The organism is Alloalcanivorax gelatiniphagus, assembly GCF_005938655.1.
In the GTDB taxonomy this organism is placed as follows: domain Bacteria; phylum Pseudomonadota; class Gammaproteobacteria; order Pseudomonadales; family Alcanivoracaceae; genus Alloalcanivorax; species Alloalcanivorax gelatiniphagus.
Map to the genome: position 1 here is coordinate 56,540 of NZ_VCQT01000029.1, position 14,825 is coordinate 71,364.

General features: G+C 65.4%; 14 protein-coding genes and 1 tRNA gene. 8 read left to right on the forward strand and 7 right to left on the reverse strand.

Going from position 1 to position 14,825, the window contains the following annotated elements:
- The first annotated feature begins 2 nt into the window (after nt 1–2).
- From FGS76_RS09290 to FGS76_RS09315, 6 genes are all read left to right on the forward strand, one after another.
- A complete protein-coding gene (locus tag FGS76_RS09290) occupies nt 3–938 on the forward strand; it encodes a FecR family protein (RefSeq protein ID WP_170214443.1) in 936 nt (311 codons plus the stop codon).
- Between the two features lie 150 nt (nt 939–1,088).
- Nucleotides 1,089–3,476 carry a TonB-dependent receptor gene (locus tag FGS76_RS09295; RefSeq protein WP_240692489.1) on the forward strand — a complete coding sequence of 796 codons (2,388 nt, stop codon included), beginning with the start codon at nt 1,089–1,091 and terminating at the stop codon, nt 3,474–3,476.
- 158 nt (nt 3,477–3,634) lie between these two features.
- Nucleotides 3,635–3,901 (forward strand): type II toxin-antitoxin system RelE family toxin, encoded by a 267-nt coding sequence (locus FGS76_RS09300; protein ID WP_138772360.1) that lies wholly within the window; start codon nt 3,635–3,637, stop codon nt 3,899–3,901.
- On the forward strand, nt 3,879–4,229 hold the full coding sequence (locus FGS76_RS09305; RefSeq protein WP_138772361.1) for a helix-turn-helix domain-containing protein: 351 nt from the start codon (nt 3,879–3,881) through the stop codon (nt 4,227–4,229). Before FGS76_RS09300 ends, FGS76_RS09305 begins: the two co-directional genes overlap by 23 nt.
- Before the next feature lie 149 nt (nt 4,230–4,378).
- Nucleotides 4,379–5,437, forward strand: coding sequence for a bifunctional DNA-binding transcriptional regulator/O6-methylguanine-DNA methyltransferase Ada (gene ada, locus FGS76_RS09310; RefSeq protein ID WP_138772362.1), 1,059 nt, complete (start codon nt 4,379–4,381; stop codon nt 5,435–5,437).
- A gap of 104 nt (nt 5,438–5,541) precedes the next feature.
- Nucleotides 5,542–6,291, forward strand: coding sequence for an SDR family oxidoreductase (locus FGS76_RS09315; RefSeq protein ID WP_138772396.1), 750 nt, complete (start codon nt 5,542–5,544; stop codon nt 6,289–6,291).
- Between the two features lie 546 nt (nt 6,292–6,837).
- On the opposite strand, the gene FGS76_RS09320 is transcribed toward FGS76_RS09315, so the two are convergent.
- The 3 genes from FGS76_RS09320 to FGS76_RS09330 form a co-directional block, all read right to left on the reverse strand.
- Nucleotides 6,838–6,925 (reverse strand) — tRNA-Ser (locus FGS76_RS09320).
- A gap of 174 nt (nt 6,926–7,099) precedes the next feature.
- Complete coding sequence (locus tag FGS76_RS09325) at nt 7,100–7,570, reverse strand: YiiD C-terminal domain-containing protein (RefSeq protein WP_138772363.1); 471 nt, start codon at nt 7,568–7,570, stop codon at nt 7,100–7,102.
- Nucleotides 7,563–8,126: a nitroreductase family protein gene (locus FGS76_RS09330; protein WP_138772364.1), complete on the reverse strand. Its 564-nt coding sequence runs from the start codon at nt 8,124–8,126 to the stop codon at nt 7,563–7,565. The genes FGS76_RS09325 and FGS76_RS09330 overlap by 8 nt, the downstream gene beginning before the upstream one ends.
- A 154-nt stretch (nt 8,127–8,280) precedes the next feature.
- Between FGS76_RS09330 and FGS76_RS09335 the strand changes: the two genes are divergently transcribed.
- Nucleotides 8,281–9,819 carry an adenylate/guanylate cyclase domain-containing protein gene (locus tag FGS76_RS09335; protein WP_138772365.1) on the forward strand — a complete coding sequence of 513 codons (1,539 nt, stop codon included), beginning with the start codon at nt 8,281–8,283 and terminating at the stop codon, nt 9,817–9,819.
- A 42-nt stretch (nt 9,820–9,861) separates the two neighbouring features.
- The gene (locus tag FGS76_RS09340) at nt 9,862–11,340 is read left to right on the forward strand and encodes an AbgT family transporter (protein WP_138772366.1); all 1,479 of its coding nucleotides are present in this window, start codon (nt 9,862–9,864) and stop codon (nt 11,338–11,340) included.
- 96 nt (nt 11,341–11,436) lie between these two features.
- On the opposite strand, the gene queF is transcribed toward FGS76_RS09340, so the two are convergent.
- The 4 genes from queF to FGS76_RS09360 form a co-directional block, all read right to left on the reverse strand.
- Entirely contained in the window at nt 11,437–12,276 is an 840-nt protein-coding gene (gene queF / locus FGS76_RS09345) for an NADPH-dependent 7-cyano-7-deazaguanine reductase QueF (RefSeq protein ID WP_138772367.1), read from the reverse strand.
- A 31-nt stretch (nt 12,277–12,307) separates the two neighbouring features.
- Nucleotides 12,308–13,081 (reverse strand): ABC transporter permease, encoded by a 774-nt coding sequence (locus FGS76_RS09350; protein ID WP_138772368.1) that lies wholly within the window; start codon nt 13,079–13,081, stop codon nt 12,308–12,310.
- Complete coding sequence (locus tag FGS76_RS09355) at nt 13,078–14,025, reverse strand: ABC transporter ATP-binding protein (protein ID WP_138772369.1); 948 nt, start codon at nt 14,023–14,025, stop codon at nt 13,078–13,080. The genes FGS76_RS09350 and FGS76_RS09355 overlap by 4 nt, the downstream gene beginning before the upstream one ends.
- A gap of 64 nt (nt 14,026–14,089) precedes the next feature.
- Entirely contained in the window at nt 14,090–14,764 is a 675-nt protein-coding gene (locus FGS76_RS09360) for a histidine phosphatase family protein (protein ID WP_138772370.1), read from the reverse strand.
- Nucleotides 14,765–14,825: the final 61 nt, after the last annotated feature.

A 14,825-nucleotide genomic window follows, 5' to 3' on the forward strand; every position in this document is an offset into this window, starting at 1 on the left:
CCATGACCCACTCCCGCCGCTCCCGACATGCCCAGGCCGTGCGGTGGTGGCTGCGTAGCCAGGACGGCCCCCTGAGCGCCGCCGAACAACAGGCGCTGGATCGCTGGCTGGCCCGCGACCCGGCCCACGGCGAGGCCCTGGCGGCGGTGGAGAAGCAATGGGCACTGGCCGGGGAACTGGCCCACCGCCCACCCCATCAGCGGCACCAGCCGGCGGCCCGGCGGGCGACGATGGCGCCCTGGCTGGCCGCCGCCACCGTGCTGTTGGCGGTGCTGCTGTGGCGCGGCCCGCACTGGTGGCTGCAGGCCCGGGCGGATCGCATCACCGGCGCCGCCGTGGAAACCCTGACCCTGGACGACGGCAGCCGCGTGACCCTGGCCGGCCATTCCGCCCTGCGTCTGGACTACGACCAGAACCACCGGGCGGTGACGCTGCTGCGCGGCCAGGCGGTGTTCCATCCCGCGCCGGTGAACGCTGGCGAGCCCCGGCCGTTCACCGTGCAGGCCGGCGATGCCCGCCTCACCGCCCTGGGCACGGTATTCTGGGTGCGCCGCCTGGACGCCCATGAACAGCGGGTGGCGGTACTCGAACACCGGGTGCTGGCGCGCCTGCCCGGCCACCCTGAGCAGCGCCTGGCCACCGGCCAAAGTGCCCGGCTCAGCGACCGGGCCGGCATCCGCCTGCTGGCGCTTGATCCGACCCGGGCCACCGACTGGAGCCGCGGGGTACTGGTGTTTGACGGCGAACCCCTGAGCGACGCCCTGGCGCGCATCAATCCCTTCCGCCAGCGGCCGCTGGTGCTGCTCGACCGGGCCCGCGCCGGCACCCCGGTGCGGGCGGTGCTGCACCTGGACAATCTGGACGGCGGCGTGCCCGCCCTGGCCGATAGCCTGGGCCTGCGTACCCTGGAAGTGCCCGGCCTGACGCTGCTGTACTGAGTCCGCCCCACACCTTGGCGATGTCTTGATGGCCGCCGCCGATGGCGGCAGCCCGGAGTCCACCGGAAAATTTACTCGCTTTGCCCGCCCAAACGTCATAGCCCTCAACCACAACGCTTCTCATTTTCAACGGATAAGGATTGATCGGTTATGGCTCGGACCCTTTCTCACCGCCTGGGCGGTGCCTGGCTTGCCCTGATGCTGCTTTGCCCCGCCGTCCAGGCGCAAAGCCAAGCCCCGGCGCCGGCCCGCGTCAGCGAGCGCGCCTATGATCTGCCCGCCCAACCGCTGCGAAGCGCCCTGCTGGGCTTCGCCGAACAGGCCGGCATCGACCTGATCATCGGTGCCGTCAGCCTGGACGACCGCCAAAGCCCGCCCCTGCGGGGCCGCTACACGGTGCGCGGCGGACTGAACGCGTTGCTGGCCGGCAGCGGCCTGGACTACCGCGCCGAACCGGGCGCCGGCGGCGGCCGCCTGACGGTGCGCCTGATCGAAACCGCGCATATGGACAGCGGCCCCCACCAGCTCGACGACGTGGTGGTCTCCGCCGCGCGCAGCTACACCGTGGCCGGTAAATCGCCGCGCAAGATCACCGTGATCTCGCGCCAGCAGATCGAGGACCAGATGGCGATCAGCGAGGACCCGGGGGCGGTACTGGCCAATCTGATTCCCTCCTACTCGCCAAGCCGGCAGAAACTGTCCAATGCCGGCGAGACCTTCCGTGGCCGCACCCCGCAGTTCCTGATCGACGGCGTGCCGCAATCCAACCCGCTGCGCAACGGCGGCCGCTCCAGCTACACCATCGACCTGAGCATGGTGGAACGCATCGAGGTGATCCACGGCGCCAGCGCCGAGCACGGCCTGGGCGCCACCGGCGGCATCATCAACTTCGTCACCCGGCGGCCGGAACAGCCCGGCTTCCACCAGCATGTGGGCGTCAGCCTGACCAGCGACGACGACGTACAGAGCAATGGCCTGGGTCACAAGCTGGACTACCGCTTCACCGGCCAGACCGAGCGCTGGGACATCGTCGCCGCCGCCAGCCGCCAGGAGCGGGGGCTGTTCTACGATGGCCGCGACCGTGTCATCGGCTTCGCCTACCCCGGCGAGATCCAGGACTCCACCAGCCACGACCTGTTTCTGAAAGCCGGCTACTGGCTGGACGACAACCAGAACATTATCGTCAGTGCCAACCGCTTCGAACTGGAAGGCAACCACGACTACCGGGCGGTGCCCGGCGACCGCGCCAATGGCATTCCCACCGGCGCCGCCAAGGGCGGGGCCGAGGGCGACCCCATGTTCAACAAGGTCACCACCCTGCGTGCCAGCTACAGCCACGGCAACTGGCTGGGCAACCAGATCGACGCACAGATCTACCACCAGGATTTCGAGGGCCAGTTCGGCGCCCTGCGTTCCGGTTCCTTCCAGGACCCGGCGCTGGCGCCGGCGGGCACCCTGCTCGACCAGACCCGCAACGAGTCAGAGAAACTGGGCAGCCAGTTCACCCTCAAACGGCGCGGCCTGTTCGCTGACCGGGTGGATCTGGCCGCCGGCTTCGACGCCCTCAGTGACGAGACCCGTCAGCGCCTGGTGCTCACCGACCGGGTCTATGTGCCGGAAACCGAATATCGCAACTATGCCGGCTTCCTGCAGCTGGGCCTGCGCGCCACCGAACGGCTGGCGTTTTCCGGCGGCGCCCGCCATGAATACGCCAAGCTGAAGGTGGACGGCTACCGCACCGTGGCCGCCAACGGCTCGGTGCGGGTGGGCGGCGGCGACCCGGACTTCGAGGAAACCCTCTACAACATCGGCCTCACCTATCAGCTGGCCGACGATATCCAGCTGTTCGCCAACTACTCCGAAGGCTTCGGCATGCCGGACGTGGGCCGGGTGCTGCGCGGCATCGACCAGCCCGGCCAGGATGTGGACACCCTGCTCGCCCTGGAGCCCATCGTCACCGACAACCGGGAGCTGGGTTTGCGTCTTAACGGCGAACGGACCCGCTTCGAGATCAGCTACTTCGAGTCCGATTCGGACTACGGCGAGCGGCTCAGTGAGAGAAACGGGGTCTATGTGGTCAATCGGGAAAAAGTGGAAATCAAAGGGGTGGAGGCGTCCCTGGACTGGCGTATCAACGATGCCCACCAGCTCGGCCTCACCTACGCCCATCAGAAGGGAGAATCGGACACCGACGGCAACGGCACCGTGGACACCACGCTCAGTGGCATCAGCCTGGCGCCGAACCGGTTCGGCGCCCGCTGGGGGGCGCGCTGGAACGATGATCTGCGTTCCCTGGTGCAGGTGAACCACTATTTCGACCGCAGCTTCGATCAGCCGGACCTGGATTTCGACGGCTATACCCTGGTGGACGCGTCCCTGGTACGGAAACTGCCGGTGGGCCGCCTCAAGGCCGGGGTGGAAAATCTGTTCGACAAGGACTACGTCAGCTACTACTCCCAGGCGGCCCGGGCCAGCAACGATTTCTACTTCACCGGTCGCGGCCGGGTCTACACCCTGGGCTACGAGGTGGATTTCTGACGCCGCCTCCGCTCGCCTGAGTCTTCCACCGGTGCCGTCCGCCCAGGGCGGCACTTTTGCTCTTTACCCTCTCCTTCCCCCCTCACTTTTTATTAGTATAAACCTTATAAATCTAATAGTATGCATTCATTAATTAGAAATTCGCCAACGGACGGCGTATGCACGAGATCGAATGGACGAAAACGGCGGTCAAGCAGTTGCGTGGGATTCAGCCTCCGAAACAGCGGACGGCGATTCTCGACGCGGTCAAGGCGCTGGCCCGTTGCCCGACCCATGCGACCAGTGTCAGGGCGCTGCGCGGGCACCGGGCGGGCTACCGGCTGCGGGTCGGCCGCTACCGGGTGTTGTTCGATGTGGACGACGGTGTACGGATTCTCACCGTGCAAGAGGTGAAAAAGCGAGATGAGCGGACATACCAAGGCTGACGCTGATAAAGCGCAAATTATTCGGGATAACCAGGGCAACCCTCTGTATGCGGTGGTGCCGTTCGAGGAGTATCAGGCACTGCTTGATGCCGACAGCCGCATCACGCTTCCCCATGATGTGGTGGCATTGATGATCGAAAAGGACCTCGGCCCGATGGCCGCGTGGCGCCGGTACCGGGGCCTGTCCCAGGCGCGCCTGGCCGAAAAGCTGGGCGTCACCCAGGGCGCCGTGGCCCAGGCGGAAAAGCGCGGCAACAAGCCCCACATTGAGACGCTGCGCGCCTGGGCCCGGGCGCTGGAATGCGATGTGGCGCAATTGACGGAGTAGGAGCAGCCCGGCGGCGTTCCGCTTCAGCCGCGATCGGGCGGATCATCTGAAACCTTCGCTTGCATCGATTTGAAAGCAAGGATCGGAGTGAGATGCCTGGGCGTCATGGCTAAATTGAGTCAACACGCAGGAATGAAGGGGTAATCGCCATGACCGAGACCAGCACCGAGCAAGATGCGCGCTGGAAAAGCGTGGCCGCGCGTGACGCGGCGGCGGACGGCAACTTTGTCTATGCCGTGAAGACAACAGGAGTCTATTGTCGTCCCTCTTGCCCTTCGCGGACAGCGAAGCCACGGAACGTGTGCTTCTACGATACGCCGGCGGAGGCCGAAGCGGCAGGCTTCCGGCCGTGCCAACGCTGCAATCCGAACGGGCGCTCATTGGCCGAGGCCAACACCGCACTGGTTGCCGAAGCCTGCCGGCTGATCGAGGCCTCTGAAGATATCCCTAAACTGGATGAACTGGCGGCCCGCATCGGCATGAGCCCCTACTATTTTCATCGCCAGTTCAAAGCCATCACCGGACTGACGCCAAAGCAATGGGCGGCGGCTCATCGGGGCCGCAGGGTCCGAGTTGAACTCACCGATCAGACAGCAAGTGTGACCGGCGCGATCCATGGCGCGGGATTCAACTCAAACAGCCGCTTTTACGAACAGTCGACCAGGCTGCTTGGGATGACACCAACAGCCTACAAGAACGGTGGCAAGGACGCCGAAATCCGCTTCGCCGTCGCACAAAGCTCCCTGGGCGCCATTCTCGTGGCCCAGAGCGCCAAGGGAATTTGCGCGATCACGCTGGGAGATGATCCCGACGACCTGGTCCGCGATCTGCAGGACCGTTTTCCCAAGGCCAACTTGATCGGTGGCGACGCAGGCTTTGAAAATCTGGTCGCTCGGGTGGTCGGCTTCGTCGAAGCGCCGCAAATCGGCCTTGATTTGCCGCTCGATATTCGTGGCACCGCATTTCAGGAGCGCGTTTGGCAGGCGCTCCGGCGAATTCCACCGGGGCAGACCGCTTCCTACGCGGAAATTGCCCGCCGCATTGGCGAGCCGAAGGCGGTGCGGGCGGTAGCCCAAGCCTGCGGCGCAAACAAGATCGCGGTGGCGATCCCCTGTCACCGGGTGGTTAGAACGGACGGCGCGCTGTCCGGTTATCGCTGGGGTGTGGAACGCAAGAAGGCGCTCCTCGAAAAAGAAGCTCAGCCATAAGCATCAGCGCACCGGACGGGGGTTTGACCGCAAGAAACGGAGTGGCTGACGAACCGCGCTCGCATATGTTTGGCAAAGGACAAAACCGTAAAGGACACAGACATATGTTTTTACTTGAAGGCAAGGTCGCGGTCGTCACTGGCGCTTCTTCCGGCATCGGACGCGCGGTTGCGCGGATGTTCGCCGAGCACGGAGCGGCGGTCGTGCTGGTCGCGCGACGCCAAGCCCGACTGGATGAGGTGGTAGACGAAATCCGCGGCAAGGGAGGCCGGGCTTATGCGTCCGCCGGCGACATCGCCCTCCCCGAAACCCATGAACGGGCCGTCGCGGATGCGACACGCGAATTTGGCGGTCTCGACATCGCAATCAACAATGCCGGCACGGTTGGGCCGGCAAAGCCGCTCGCCGACATCGCCCCGGAAGATTGGCAACACACCCTGACCATCAACCTGACCGCTGCCTATCTGGGTGCGCGCAGCCAGATACCCGCGATGCTTGAACGCGGTGGTGGCTCCATCGTGTTCACATCCAGCTTCGTCGGAACCAGCGTCGGCCTCCCCGGCATGGCGGCCTATGGTGCCTCGAAAGCGGGATTGATGGGCCTGGTGAAAGGCATCACCGCCGACTATGCCGCCCAGGGAATCAGGGCCAACGCCCTTCTGCCCGGCGGCACGGATACCGAGATGGCAGGCGACCAAAGCCAGAAGGACTGGGCAGCCGGACTCCATGCGATGAAGCGGATCGCCCAACCCGAGGAACTGGCATCCGCCGCGCTTTTCCTGGCCAGCCCGATGGCCAGTTTCGTCACCGGATCGGCTCTGTTCGCGGATGGCGGCAATTCCGCCGTGAAATAGCAGCCGGTTAGCTCGGAATGCGCGGACGACGCCTCTCACCACCCAACAAAAATGGCCCTCCCCAGGGCTTGTAGGAGCGGCTTCAGCCGCGATAAGGCGTTTGGATGGTCGCCAACCCTGGGATCGCGGCTGAAGCCGCTCCTACAGAAGGCGGGGGTGAGGGAGGGATTGACTCGCTGCGCTCGGGGCTTCGCCCCGCCACCTGCGGCGACGTCCTGCGCCGGCCTTTGGCCGGCTTGTCGAACCGGAGGGTTCTTATCAGGGCCTGCCTCACCGCCCAATAAAATGGCCCGCCCCACCTCTGTAGGAGCGGCTTCAGCCGCGATAAAGCGGTGGGATGGTCGCCAACCCTGGGATCGCGGCTGAAGCCGCTCCTACAGAGGGCGGGGATGAGGGAGGGATTGACTCGCTGCGCTCGGGGCTTCGCCCCGCCACCTGCGCCGGCGTCCTGCGCCGGCCTTTGGCCGGCTTGTCGAACCGGAGGGTTCTTATCAAGGCCTGCCTCACCGCCCAATAAAAAACCCCGCTTGCGCGGGGTTCTTTATTTGGCGGTGAGGGAGGGATTCGAACCCTCGATACGTTGCCGTATACACACTTTCCAGGCGTGCTCCTTCAGCCACTCGGACACCTCACCAAAACTCATTGTCACTACCAGTTGCGCCTGCTCTGCCAGTCGCACGGAAGCGTGCTCGGCACCTTTTGTTGGTCGGCTGGGACCAGGTGCAGAGGGCGCGTAGGGTACCCGAGGGTCGCTTCGGAGGCAAGCGGGGGGCGGGTTGAGTGGCGATGCTTTGTACAACCGGCGGCATTAACCGTTCAGGCGGGCCAGGTAGAGGCCCTGGTACTCGCACACGGTGGCGCCGGCGGGGTTGGTGGCACGGGCGTCCACGGTCAGGGTGGCCTTGCCGCGCCGGGTCAGGCGCTCGCGGAATCGGCGGCGGCTGTCTTCGGTGACGGTGGCGGTGAGGGTGAGGTCGTCGTCCAGGGGCAGCCGGTAGTTCTGGCTGCCTTCCACCGCCACCACGTCCACCGGCGTGTGCGGGTGGCCGGTGTCCGCCATCAGCGATTCGGCGATCAGGGTGGTGCAGGCCCAGCCGGCCAGGGTCAGCAGCGCCACCTGGCTGCCGGCGAAGAAGGTGCCTTTGTCATTGTGGTTGGGGGCCAGGGGCGCTTGCAGGGTGAGGGTGGCGCCGTCGAAGCCGGTGAAGCGGAACGCCAGGTGGCGGGTCAGCGGAATGGCCCCACGCACCCGTTCGGCCAGGGCGTCCAGATCAGCCACGGGGCAGCTCGCGCAGAAACTGGTCCGGGGTTTCGTCGGGCAAGCTCTTGGGCTCCACCGCCGGGGTGCCCAGATAGACGAACCCCACCACCTGGTCCTTGTCGGCGAAGCCGAGCCGCGGTTTCACATCCGGATCGTTGGCCAGGTCGCCGGTGCGCCACATGGCGCCCAGGCCCAGGGCATGGGCGGCAACCATGATGTTCTGCACCGCCGCGCCCACCGCCAGCACCTGCTCCCAGGCGGGAATTTTATGGTTCTCGGTGATCTCCGCTACCGCCACGATCACGGTGGGCGCACGCAGCGCCTTGCCGCGCAGATTCTCGCGGGCGTTCGGATCGGCGTCCGGCTGCCGTTTCAGCAGGCGCCATTCCATCACGTCGGCGAGCCGTTCGCGCTGCTCACCTTGCAGAACGATAAACCGCCAGGGCCGCAGCATACCGTGGTCCGGGGCACGAATCGCCGCCGCCAGCAGTTGGCGCAGCTGGTCCGGCGTGGGGCCGGGTTCGGTGAGGCGGGGCACGGATACACGGTGGGTCAGCGCGGTAAGGGTGTCCATGGGGGCTCCTGTTTCGGGACACGCCAGTGTAACCGCTTGCTCACGGCCGGCGAAGCCCGCGCGGCAAGCTGCCGCCGACGAAAGTCGAACCAGTCTTTTTTCTGAGCGAACAACTGGGTAAGCTCCATCGAACACCACATCCAGATTGCCGTTCATGACCGCCACCAAGCATCGCCGCCGGCGCCACGACCTGGACCCCAGGGAGCAGGCACGCCGGCTGAGCAACTTTATACGCCTCCTCGCGTTCGCGGTGGCGGCCGGTATTGTGCTCGCGGGCATCGGGCTGGCCCTGTTTCCGCCGGCCTACCTGCTGGGTGTGGCCGGACTGCTGGCCTACCCGCTGCTGGCGCAGGCGCTGCTGGTGATGGGCGAGCGCCGCGACCTGCGCATCGAGCGGGCCGCGCCGGTGCTGATGCAGGTGGACGCGGCGATCATCGGCGTGGTTTGCGCGCTGCTGCATTTCGCGGTGATTCCCTGTCTGGTGCTGTTGATCATCGTGCACGCCAACTCGGTGAGCAGCGGTGGCCTGCGCGCCTGGCTGCTGAACCTGCTGAGCACCGCCGCCGGCGCCGGCCTGGGCCTGCTGCTGTTGGAAGTGCCACCACGGGTGACCACGGTGCCATTGTCGTTGTCGGTGGTATCACTGGTGGGCCTGGGCCTGCACGTGGGCGCCACCTCGTTTTTCACCAACCGCCAGACGCGGATTCTGCGCCAGGCCCAGGAGCGGGTGCACGACCAGCAGCGCCAGGCGGTGGAGCTGTCGCGCAAGCTGGCCAAGTACCTGCCGCCCCAGGTGTGGGGGTCGCTGTTTTCCGGGCAACGCGACGCCAAGCTGGAAACCCGCCGCAAACGACTGACCATTTTCTTCTCCGATATCCGTGGCTTCAGCACCGTGTCCGAGGAACTGCCCCTGGATGCGCTGACCAAGATGCTCAACACCTACCTGAGCGAGATGACCCGCATCGCACTGCGCTACGGCGGCACCGTCGACAAGTTCATCGGCGACGCGGTGATGGTGTTCTTCGGCGACCCGAAAAGCGCCGGCGCCCAGGAAGACGCCTACCGCTGCGTGGCGATGGCGGTGGAAATGCAGGAATACATGCGTTTCCTGCGCCTGCGCTGGCGCCGCCAGGGCATCGACCAGAAGCTGGAAATCCGCATCGGCATCAACACCGGCTTCGTCACCGTGGGCAACTTTGGCACCGACAGCCGCATGGACTACACCATCCTCGGCACCGACGTGAACCTGGCCAGCCGCCTGGAATCCGCCTGCCGCCCAGGCCAGGTGCTGATCTCGGAGAGCACCTACGGTCTGGTCAAGGAACGGGTGCGCTGCCGCAGCGTGGGCGAGATCCAGGTCAAGGGCTTCCACCGGCCGATCACCGTCTACGAAGCCCACGAACTGAAACGCAACGCCGGTAGCAAACGGCGTTTCGTCACCCTGGACAGCCCCGGCCTGGGGCTGCACATGGACCTGGAACGTATCCATAACTTCGACAAGAAGGCGATCCTCAAAGCCCTGGCCCGCTGCGCCAGCGAACTGGGCAAGGACAAACCCGTGGACCTGGAGTACGAAACCGAGGGGTTCGCGCTCTATGTGGAGTCGAAGCGGCTGCGCGAGGGGGATCGCGAGAAAGCGGTGGAGATGCTGGGCCAGGCGGCGCGGCGGATTCAGGACCGCGTGCGGATATGATAAAAGAATAGGATCGTTGCACCCCAACCCCACAGGACGCCCATGAACACACCCTCTTCAGGCTGGCTGGGCCGGCTGGAGCGTGCCGGCAACCGACTGCCCCATCCCACCCTGCTGTTCGTCTGGCTGTGCCTGCTGATGCTGCCTTTGAGCGCGGTGCTGGCGCTGCTCGGGGTGACCGCCGAGCATCCCCTGGAAGACCGCACCGTGGCGGTGCGTTCGCTGTTGGACAGCGACGGTCTGCGCTATCTGTTCACCCATATGATCAGCAACTTCACCGGCTTCGCGCCCCTGGGCGTGGTGCTGGTGGCGATGCTGGGTCTGGGCATCGCCGAGCATTCCGGTTTGCTCGGCGCCAGCCTGGCGGCGCTGGTGCGGCGCGCGTCCCACCGCACCCTGGTGGTGGCGGTGGCATTCGCCGGGGTGATGTCGAGCATCGCCTTCGACGCCGGCTATGTGGTGCTGATTCCGCTGGCCGGCTTCCTGTTCCAACTGGCCGGGCGCTCGCCGCTGGCCGGCATCGCCACCGCGTTCGCGGCGGTGTCCGGCGGTTACAGCGCCAACCTGCTGCTCGGCCCGGTGGACGCGGTGCTGGCCGGGCTGACCACCGAGGCGGCGCGGCTGGTGGACGGCGAGCGCACCGTGTCCGCCGCCGGCAATTACTGGTTCATTATTGTCTCCACCCTGCTGGTCACCAGCCTGGTCTCGATCATCACCCTGAAGATCACGGAACGGCGGGTGGCGGGCACGGATGCGCGGGTCGCCGACCAGGATCAGGCGCCCCACCTGGATCGCCGGGCGGCGCGCTGGACCCTGGTCACCCTGGTACTTGGCGTGCTGGCCATCGCCGCCCTGGTGGTGCCGCCGGACGCGCCCCTGCGCGGCGACAACGGCGCGGTGCTGCAATCCCCGTTCATGAGTTCGCTGGTGGTGCTGATCGCGCTGGTGGCGGCGGCCTGTGGCGTGGTCTATGGCCGGCTCAGCGGCGGCTTCCGTTCCTCCGCCGGCGTTATCCAGGCGATGGAAACCACCATGGCCTCGATGTCCGGTTATCTGGTGCTGATGTTTTTCGCCGCCCAGTTCGTGGCCTGGTTCGGCTACAGCCAGCTGGGGTTGGTGCTGGCGGTGAAGGGCGCCGCCTGGCTGGGCGGGCTGGAACTGCCCACGGTGCTGTTGTTGCTGCTGTTCGTGGTGCTGAGCGCCTCCATCAACCTGATGATCGGCAGCGCCTCGGCCAAGTGGTCGATCCTGGCGCCGGTGTTCGTGCCCATGCTGATGCTGGTGGGCATCGCCCCGGAGGCCACCCAGGCCGCCTACCGGGTGGGCGATTCCAGCACCAACATCATTACTCCGCTGATGCCCTACTTCGCGCTGGTGCTGGGCTTCGCCCGCCGCTACCAGCCGGACACCGGCATCGGCACCCTGGTCGCGCTGATGCTGCCCTACAGCCTGGCGTTACTGATCGGCTGGTCGATCCTGCTGGCGGTGTGGATCGGCTTCGGCTGGCCGCTGGGGGCCTGACGGCGGCCTTTGGCCGCGTTACAGGATGCAGGATACAGGGTGAAGGGGGGGGGCACGGTGCCTGCCCCTGATCCTGCATCGCGGCTGAAGCCGCTCCTACTGGCGTACCGTGCGGGCGTTGAGCGGCGCGTCCTCGTAGTTGGAACGGAACGGGTTGATGTCCAGGCCGCCCCGGCGGGTGAAGCGGCCGTACACGGACAGCTGGCGGGGGCCGCAGTGGCGGCGTAGGTCGACGAACATCTGCTCGATAATCTGTTCGTGGAAGCCCTGGTGGTTGCGCAACGACACCACGTAACGCAGGAAGCTGGCGGGGCTGATCGGGCGGCCGGTGTAGCGCACTTGCACGGTGCCCCAGTCCGGCTGGTTGGTCACCGGGCAGTGGCTGCGCAGCAGATGGGAAACCAGCACGCCGGTGCGTTCCGGACCCTGGTCGGCGAGCAGCAGCTCCGGGCGGTAGTCGAAGTGTTCGAAGGCCACGTCCAGGGTGTCGACCAGCTCGCCCTGTTCCTCCCGGACATGGGCTTCCCAGACCGGTTGCTGGCGCGCCTCGGACAGCGTCATCACACGCACATCCACCGGCGCCCCGGCCACCTGTGCCAGATCCCGGGCGATGGTTTCCACCACCCGGTCGCGGCCGGGAAAGCGGCTGTTGGCGAAGCTGTTCAGATACAGCTTCAGCGATTTTGACTCGATGATGTTCGGCGAGGTGCAAGGCACCACCAGTTCCGCCAGCGCCACCTCCGGTTTGCCTTTTTCGTTGAGCCAGGAAAGCTCATAGGCGTTCCAGATATCCTGGCCGTGGAACGGCAGCGAAGTGTCCCGCAGCTCCAGGGATTCGCGGGCATCCCAGCGCGGCACCGGGCACAGCAGCGAGGGTGTGTACTGGTCGATGAAAGCGCTGTTGCGCCCCAGCGGCGTGTCCTTCGGATAACTCATGGCCGGCCCCTCCTTCTGTTCACCCTTTATCTCAACCACGAATGCCGGTGCCGCGGTTGAGCAGCCACAGTGACAGCGCGTAGAACACCACCACGAACGCCAGAATGGCGCCCAGGGAAGCGTAGACGTTCACGTCGCTCACGCCCAGCACACCATAACGGAAAGCGTTGACCATATAGACGATGGGGTTCACCAGGGTCACCGCGCGCCAGAAATCCGGCAGCAAATCCAGTGAATAGAATACCCCGCCCAGGTAGGTCAACGGTGTCAGCACGAAATTGGGGATGATGCTGATGTCATCAAAGTTGCGTGCAAACAGGGCGTTGAGAAAACCGCCCAGGGAAAACAGCGCCGAGGTCATCACCACCACCGACACGGTGATCCAGAAATGCTGCAGGCTCAGGTCAGTGAAGAACAGGCTGAGAATGCTGACGATCAGCCCCACCGCCATGCCACGGGCCATGCCGCCCACCACGAAGCCGGTCAGGATCACATAGTTGGGCATGGGCGAGACCAGCATTTCCTCGATGGAATGCTGAAACTTGGTGGAGAAAAACGAGCTGACCACATTGCCGTAGCTGTTCTGAATCACGCTCATCATGATCAGGCCAGGCACGATGTACTGCATGTAGTCGAAGCCGCCCATGTCGCCGATGCGGCGCCCCACCAGGTTGCCGAAGATCACGAAATACAGGGTCATGGTGATCGCCGGCGGCAGCAGGGTTTGCGGCCAGATGCGAGTGAAACGGCGGATCTCCTTGACCACGATGGTGTAGAACGCCACCCATTGCTGGTAACTGCTCATGAGGCCGCCTCCTGCTTCGCCGCCTGGCCGGGCAGGTTCTGCTCCACCAGCCGCACGAACAGCTCTTCCAGGCGGTTGGATTTGTTACGCATGCTCATTACCTGAAAATTCTGCTCGGCCAGTTCGGTGAACAGCCGATTGAGGTTTTCGGTTTTCGGCACTTCCACTTCCAGGGTGGTGGCGTCCCGCAGCCGCACCAGGAAACCGGACAGTTCCGGCGCCGCCGTCACCGGCCGCGCCAGGTCCAGAATAAAAGTCTCCACCTGCAGCTTTTCCAGCAGCGATTTCATGTCCGTGTTCTCGACGATCTGACCGTGGTCGATGATGGCGATGTTACGGCACAGGGATTCCGCTTCTTCCAGGTAGTGGGTGGTGAGAATAATGGTGCGGCCTTGTTCGTTGAGGCCGGTGAGAAAGTCCCACATGGAGCGGCGCAGCTCGATGTCCACGCCGGCGGTGGGCTCATCGAGGATCAGCAGATCCGGCTCGTGCACCAGGGCCCGGGCGATCATCAGCCGCCGTTTCATGCCACCGGACAGGGTGCGGGCCTGGTTGGTGCGCTTGTCCCACAGACCCAGCTGGCGCAGGTATTTCTCCGCCCGCTGGCGGGCCACCGAAGCGGGGATGCCGTAGAACCCGGCCTGGGTGACGACGATGTCGAACACCTTCTCGAACTGGCCGAAGTTGAATTCCTGGGGTACCACACCGATTTTCTGCTTGGCCAGGGCCCGTTCGCGGTCCAAGTCGTGGCCGAGAATCGCCACCTGGCCGCTGGTCTTGTTGACCAGGGAACTGATGATGCCAATGGTGGTGGACTTGCCGGCCCCGTTGGGGCCGAGCAGGGCAAAGAAATCGCCCTGCTCCACCGTCAGGTCGATGCCCTTCAGGGCTTCCACGCCATTGCCGTAGGTTTTTTTCAAATTACGAATGGTCAGGGCGGACAAAAGTCACCTCGCCGTCGGAAAAAGGGTCAAGAAAGAGACTCAGGTGGGGCCCCGGGCCGGTAATTCAAGCCCGGGAGAACGGGCGGCGGCCGTGTTCGCCCCGCCATACCCAGTTGAGGTGCCGATCATCGAACCACACCCAGAGCCCTTCCATCATCCAGGGCCAGTGCCCCTCGTCGATGGCATCGCGGCCTTCCAGTTCCGCCACCAGCACCGCCAGAATGGTGTCATGGGTGACGTGCACCGCCAGTTCACCGGCCCCGGGCTGCCGGTCGTGCAGGTAACCGGCCAGCTTGGCGCGGCCCGCCGCCGGCGTCAGCATGCCGTCGAACGGCTGGCGCAGGTGGGCATTGAGAAAACGCAGCGCGCCCATTTTCAGGAAGGTGGGGCCAACCCGGTTTATGTCTTCCACGTAACAGCCCGGTTCCACCAGGGTGGAGTCGGTGATCACCTCCGGCTCATGGTCGATCAGGCCGGCCCCGCGGGCGCCCTCGGCCATCGCCCGGGCGGTGTCCACGCAGCGGCCCACCGGGCTGGAATAGAAAGCGGACACTGGCCGCTCCAGCCGCGCGCCCCATTCCCGCGCCATGGTGATCCCTTCCGGCGTCAGCGGCAGGCGATAATCGGCAAAACCGTTCTTCGCCAACTCGCGCACCGAATGGCGGGTCAACAGATGGGCCGGCCGTTCAGCCGGAAGCAATTGCAGTGCGTCGTGAAGGCGGGGATGTAATCGGGCCATGTCTACTCTCGGATGCCCGGTTATCTTACGGAGCGGGGACGCCAATGCCAACCGCGCAACG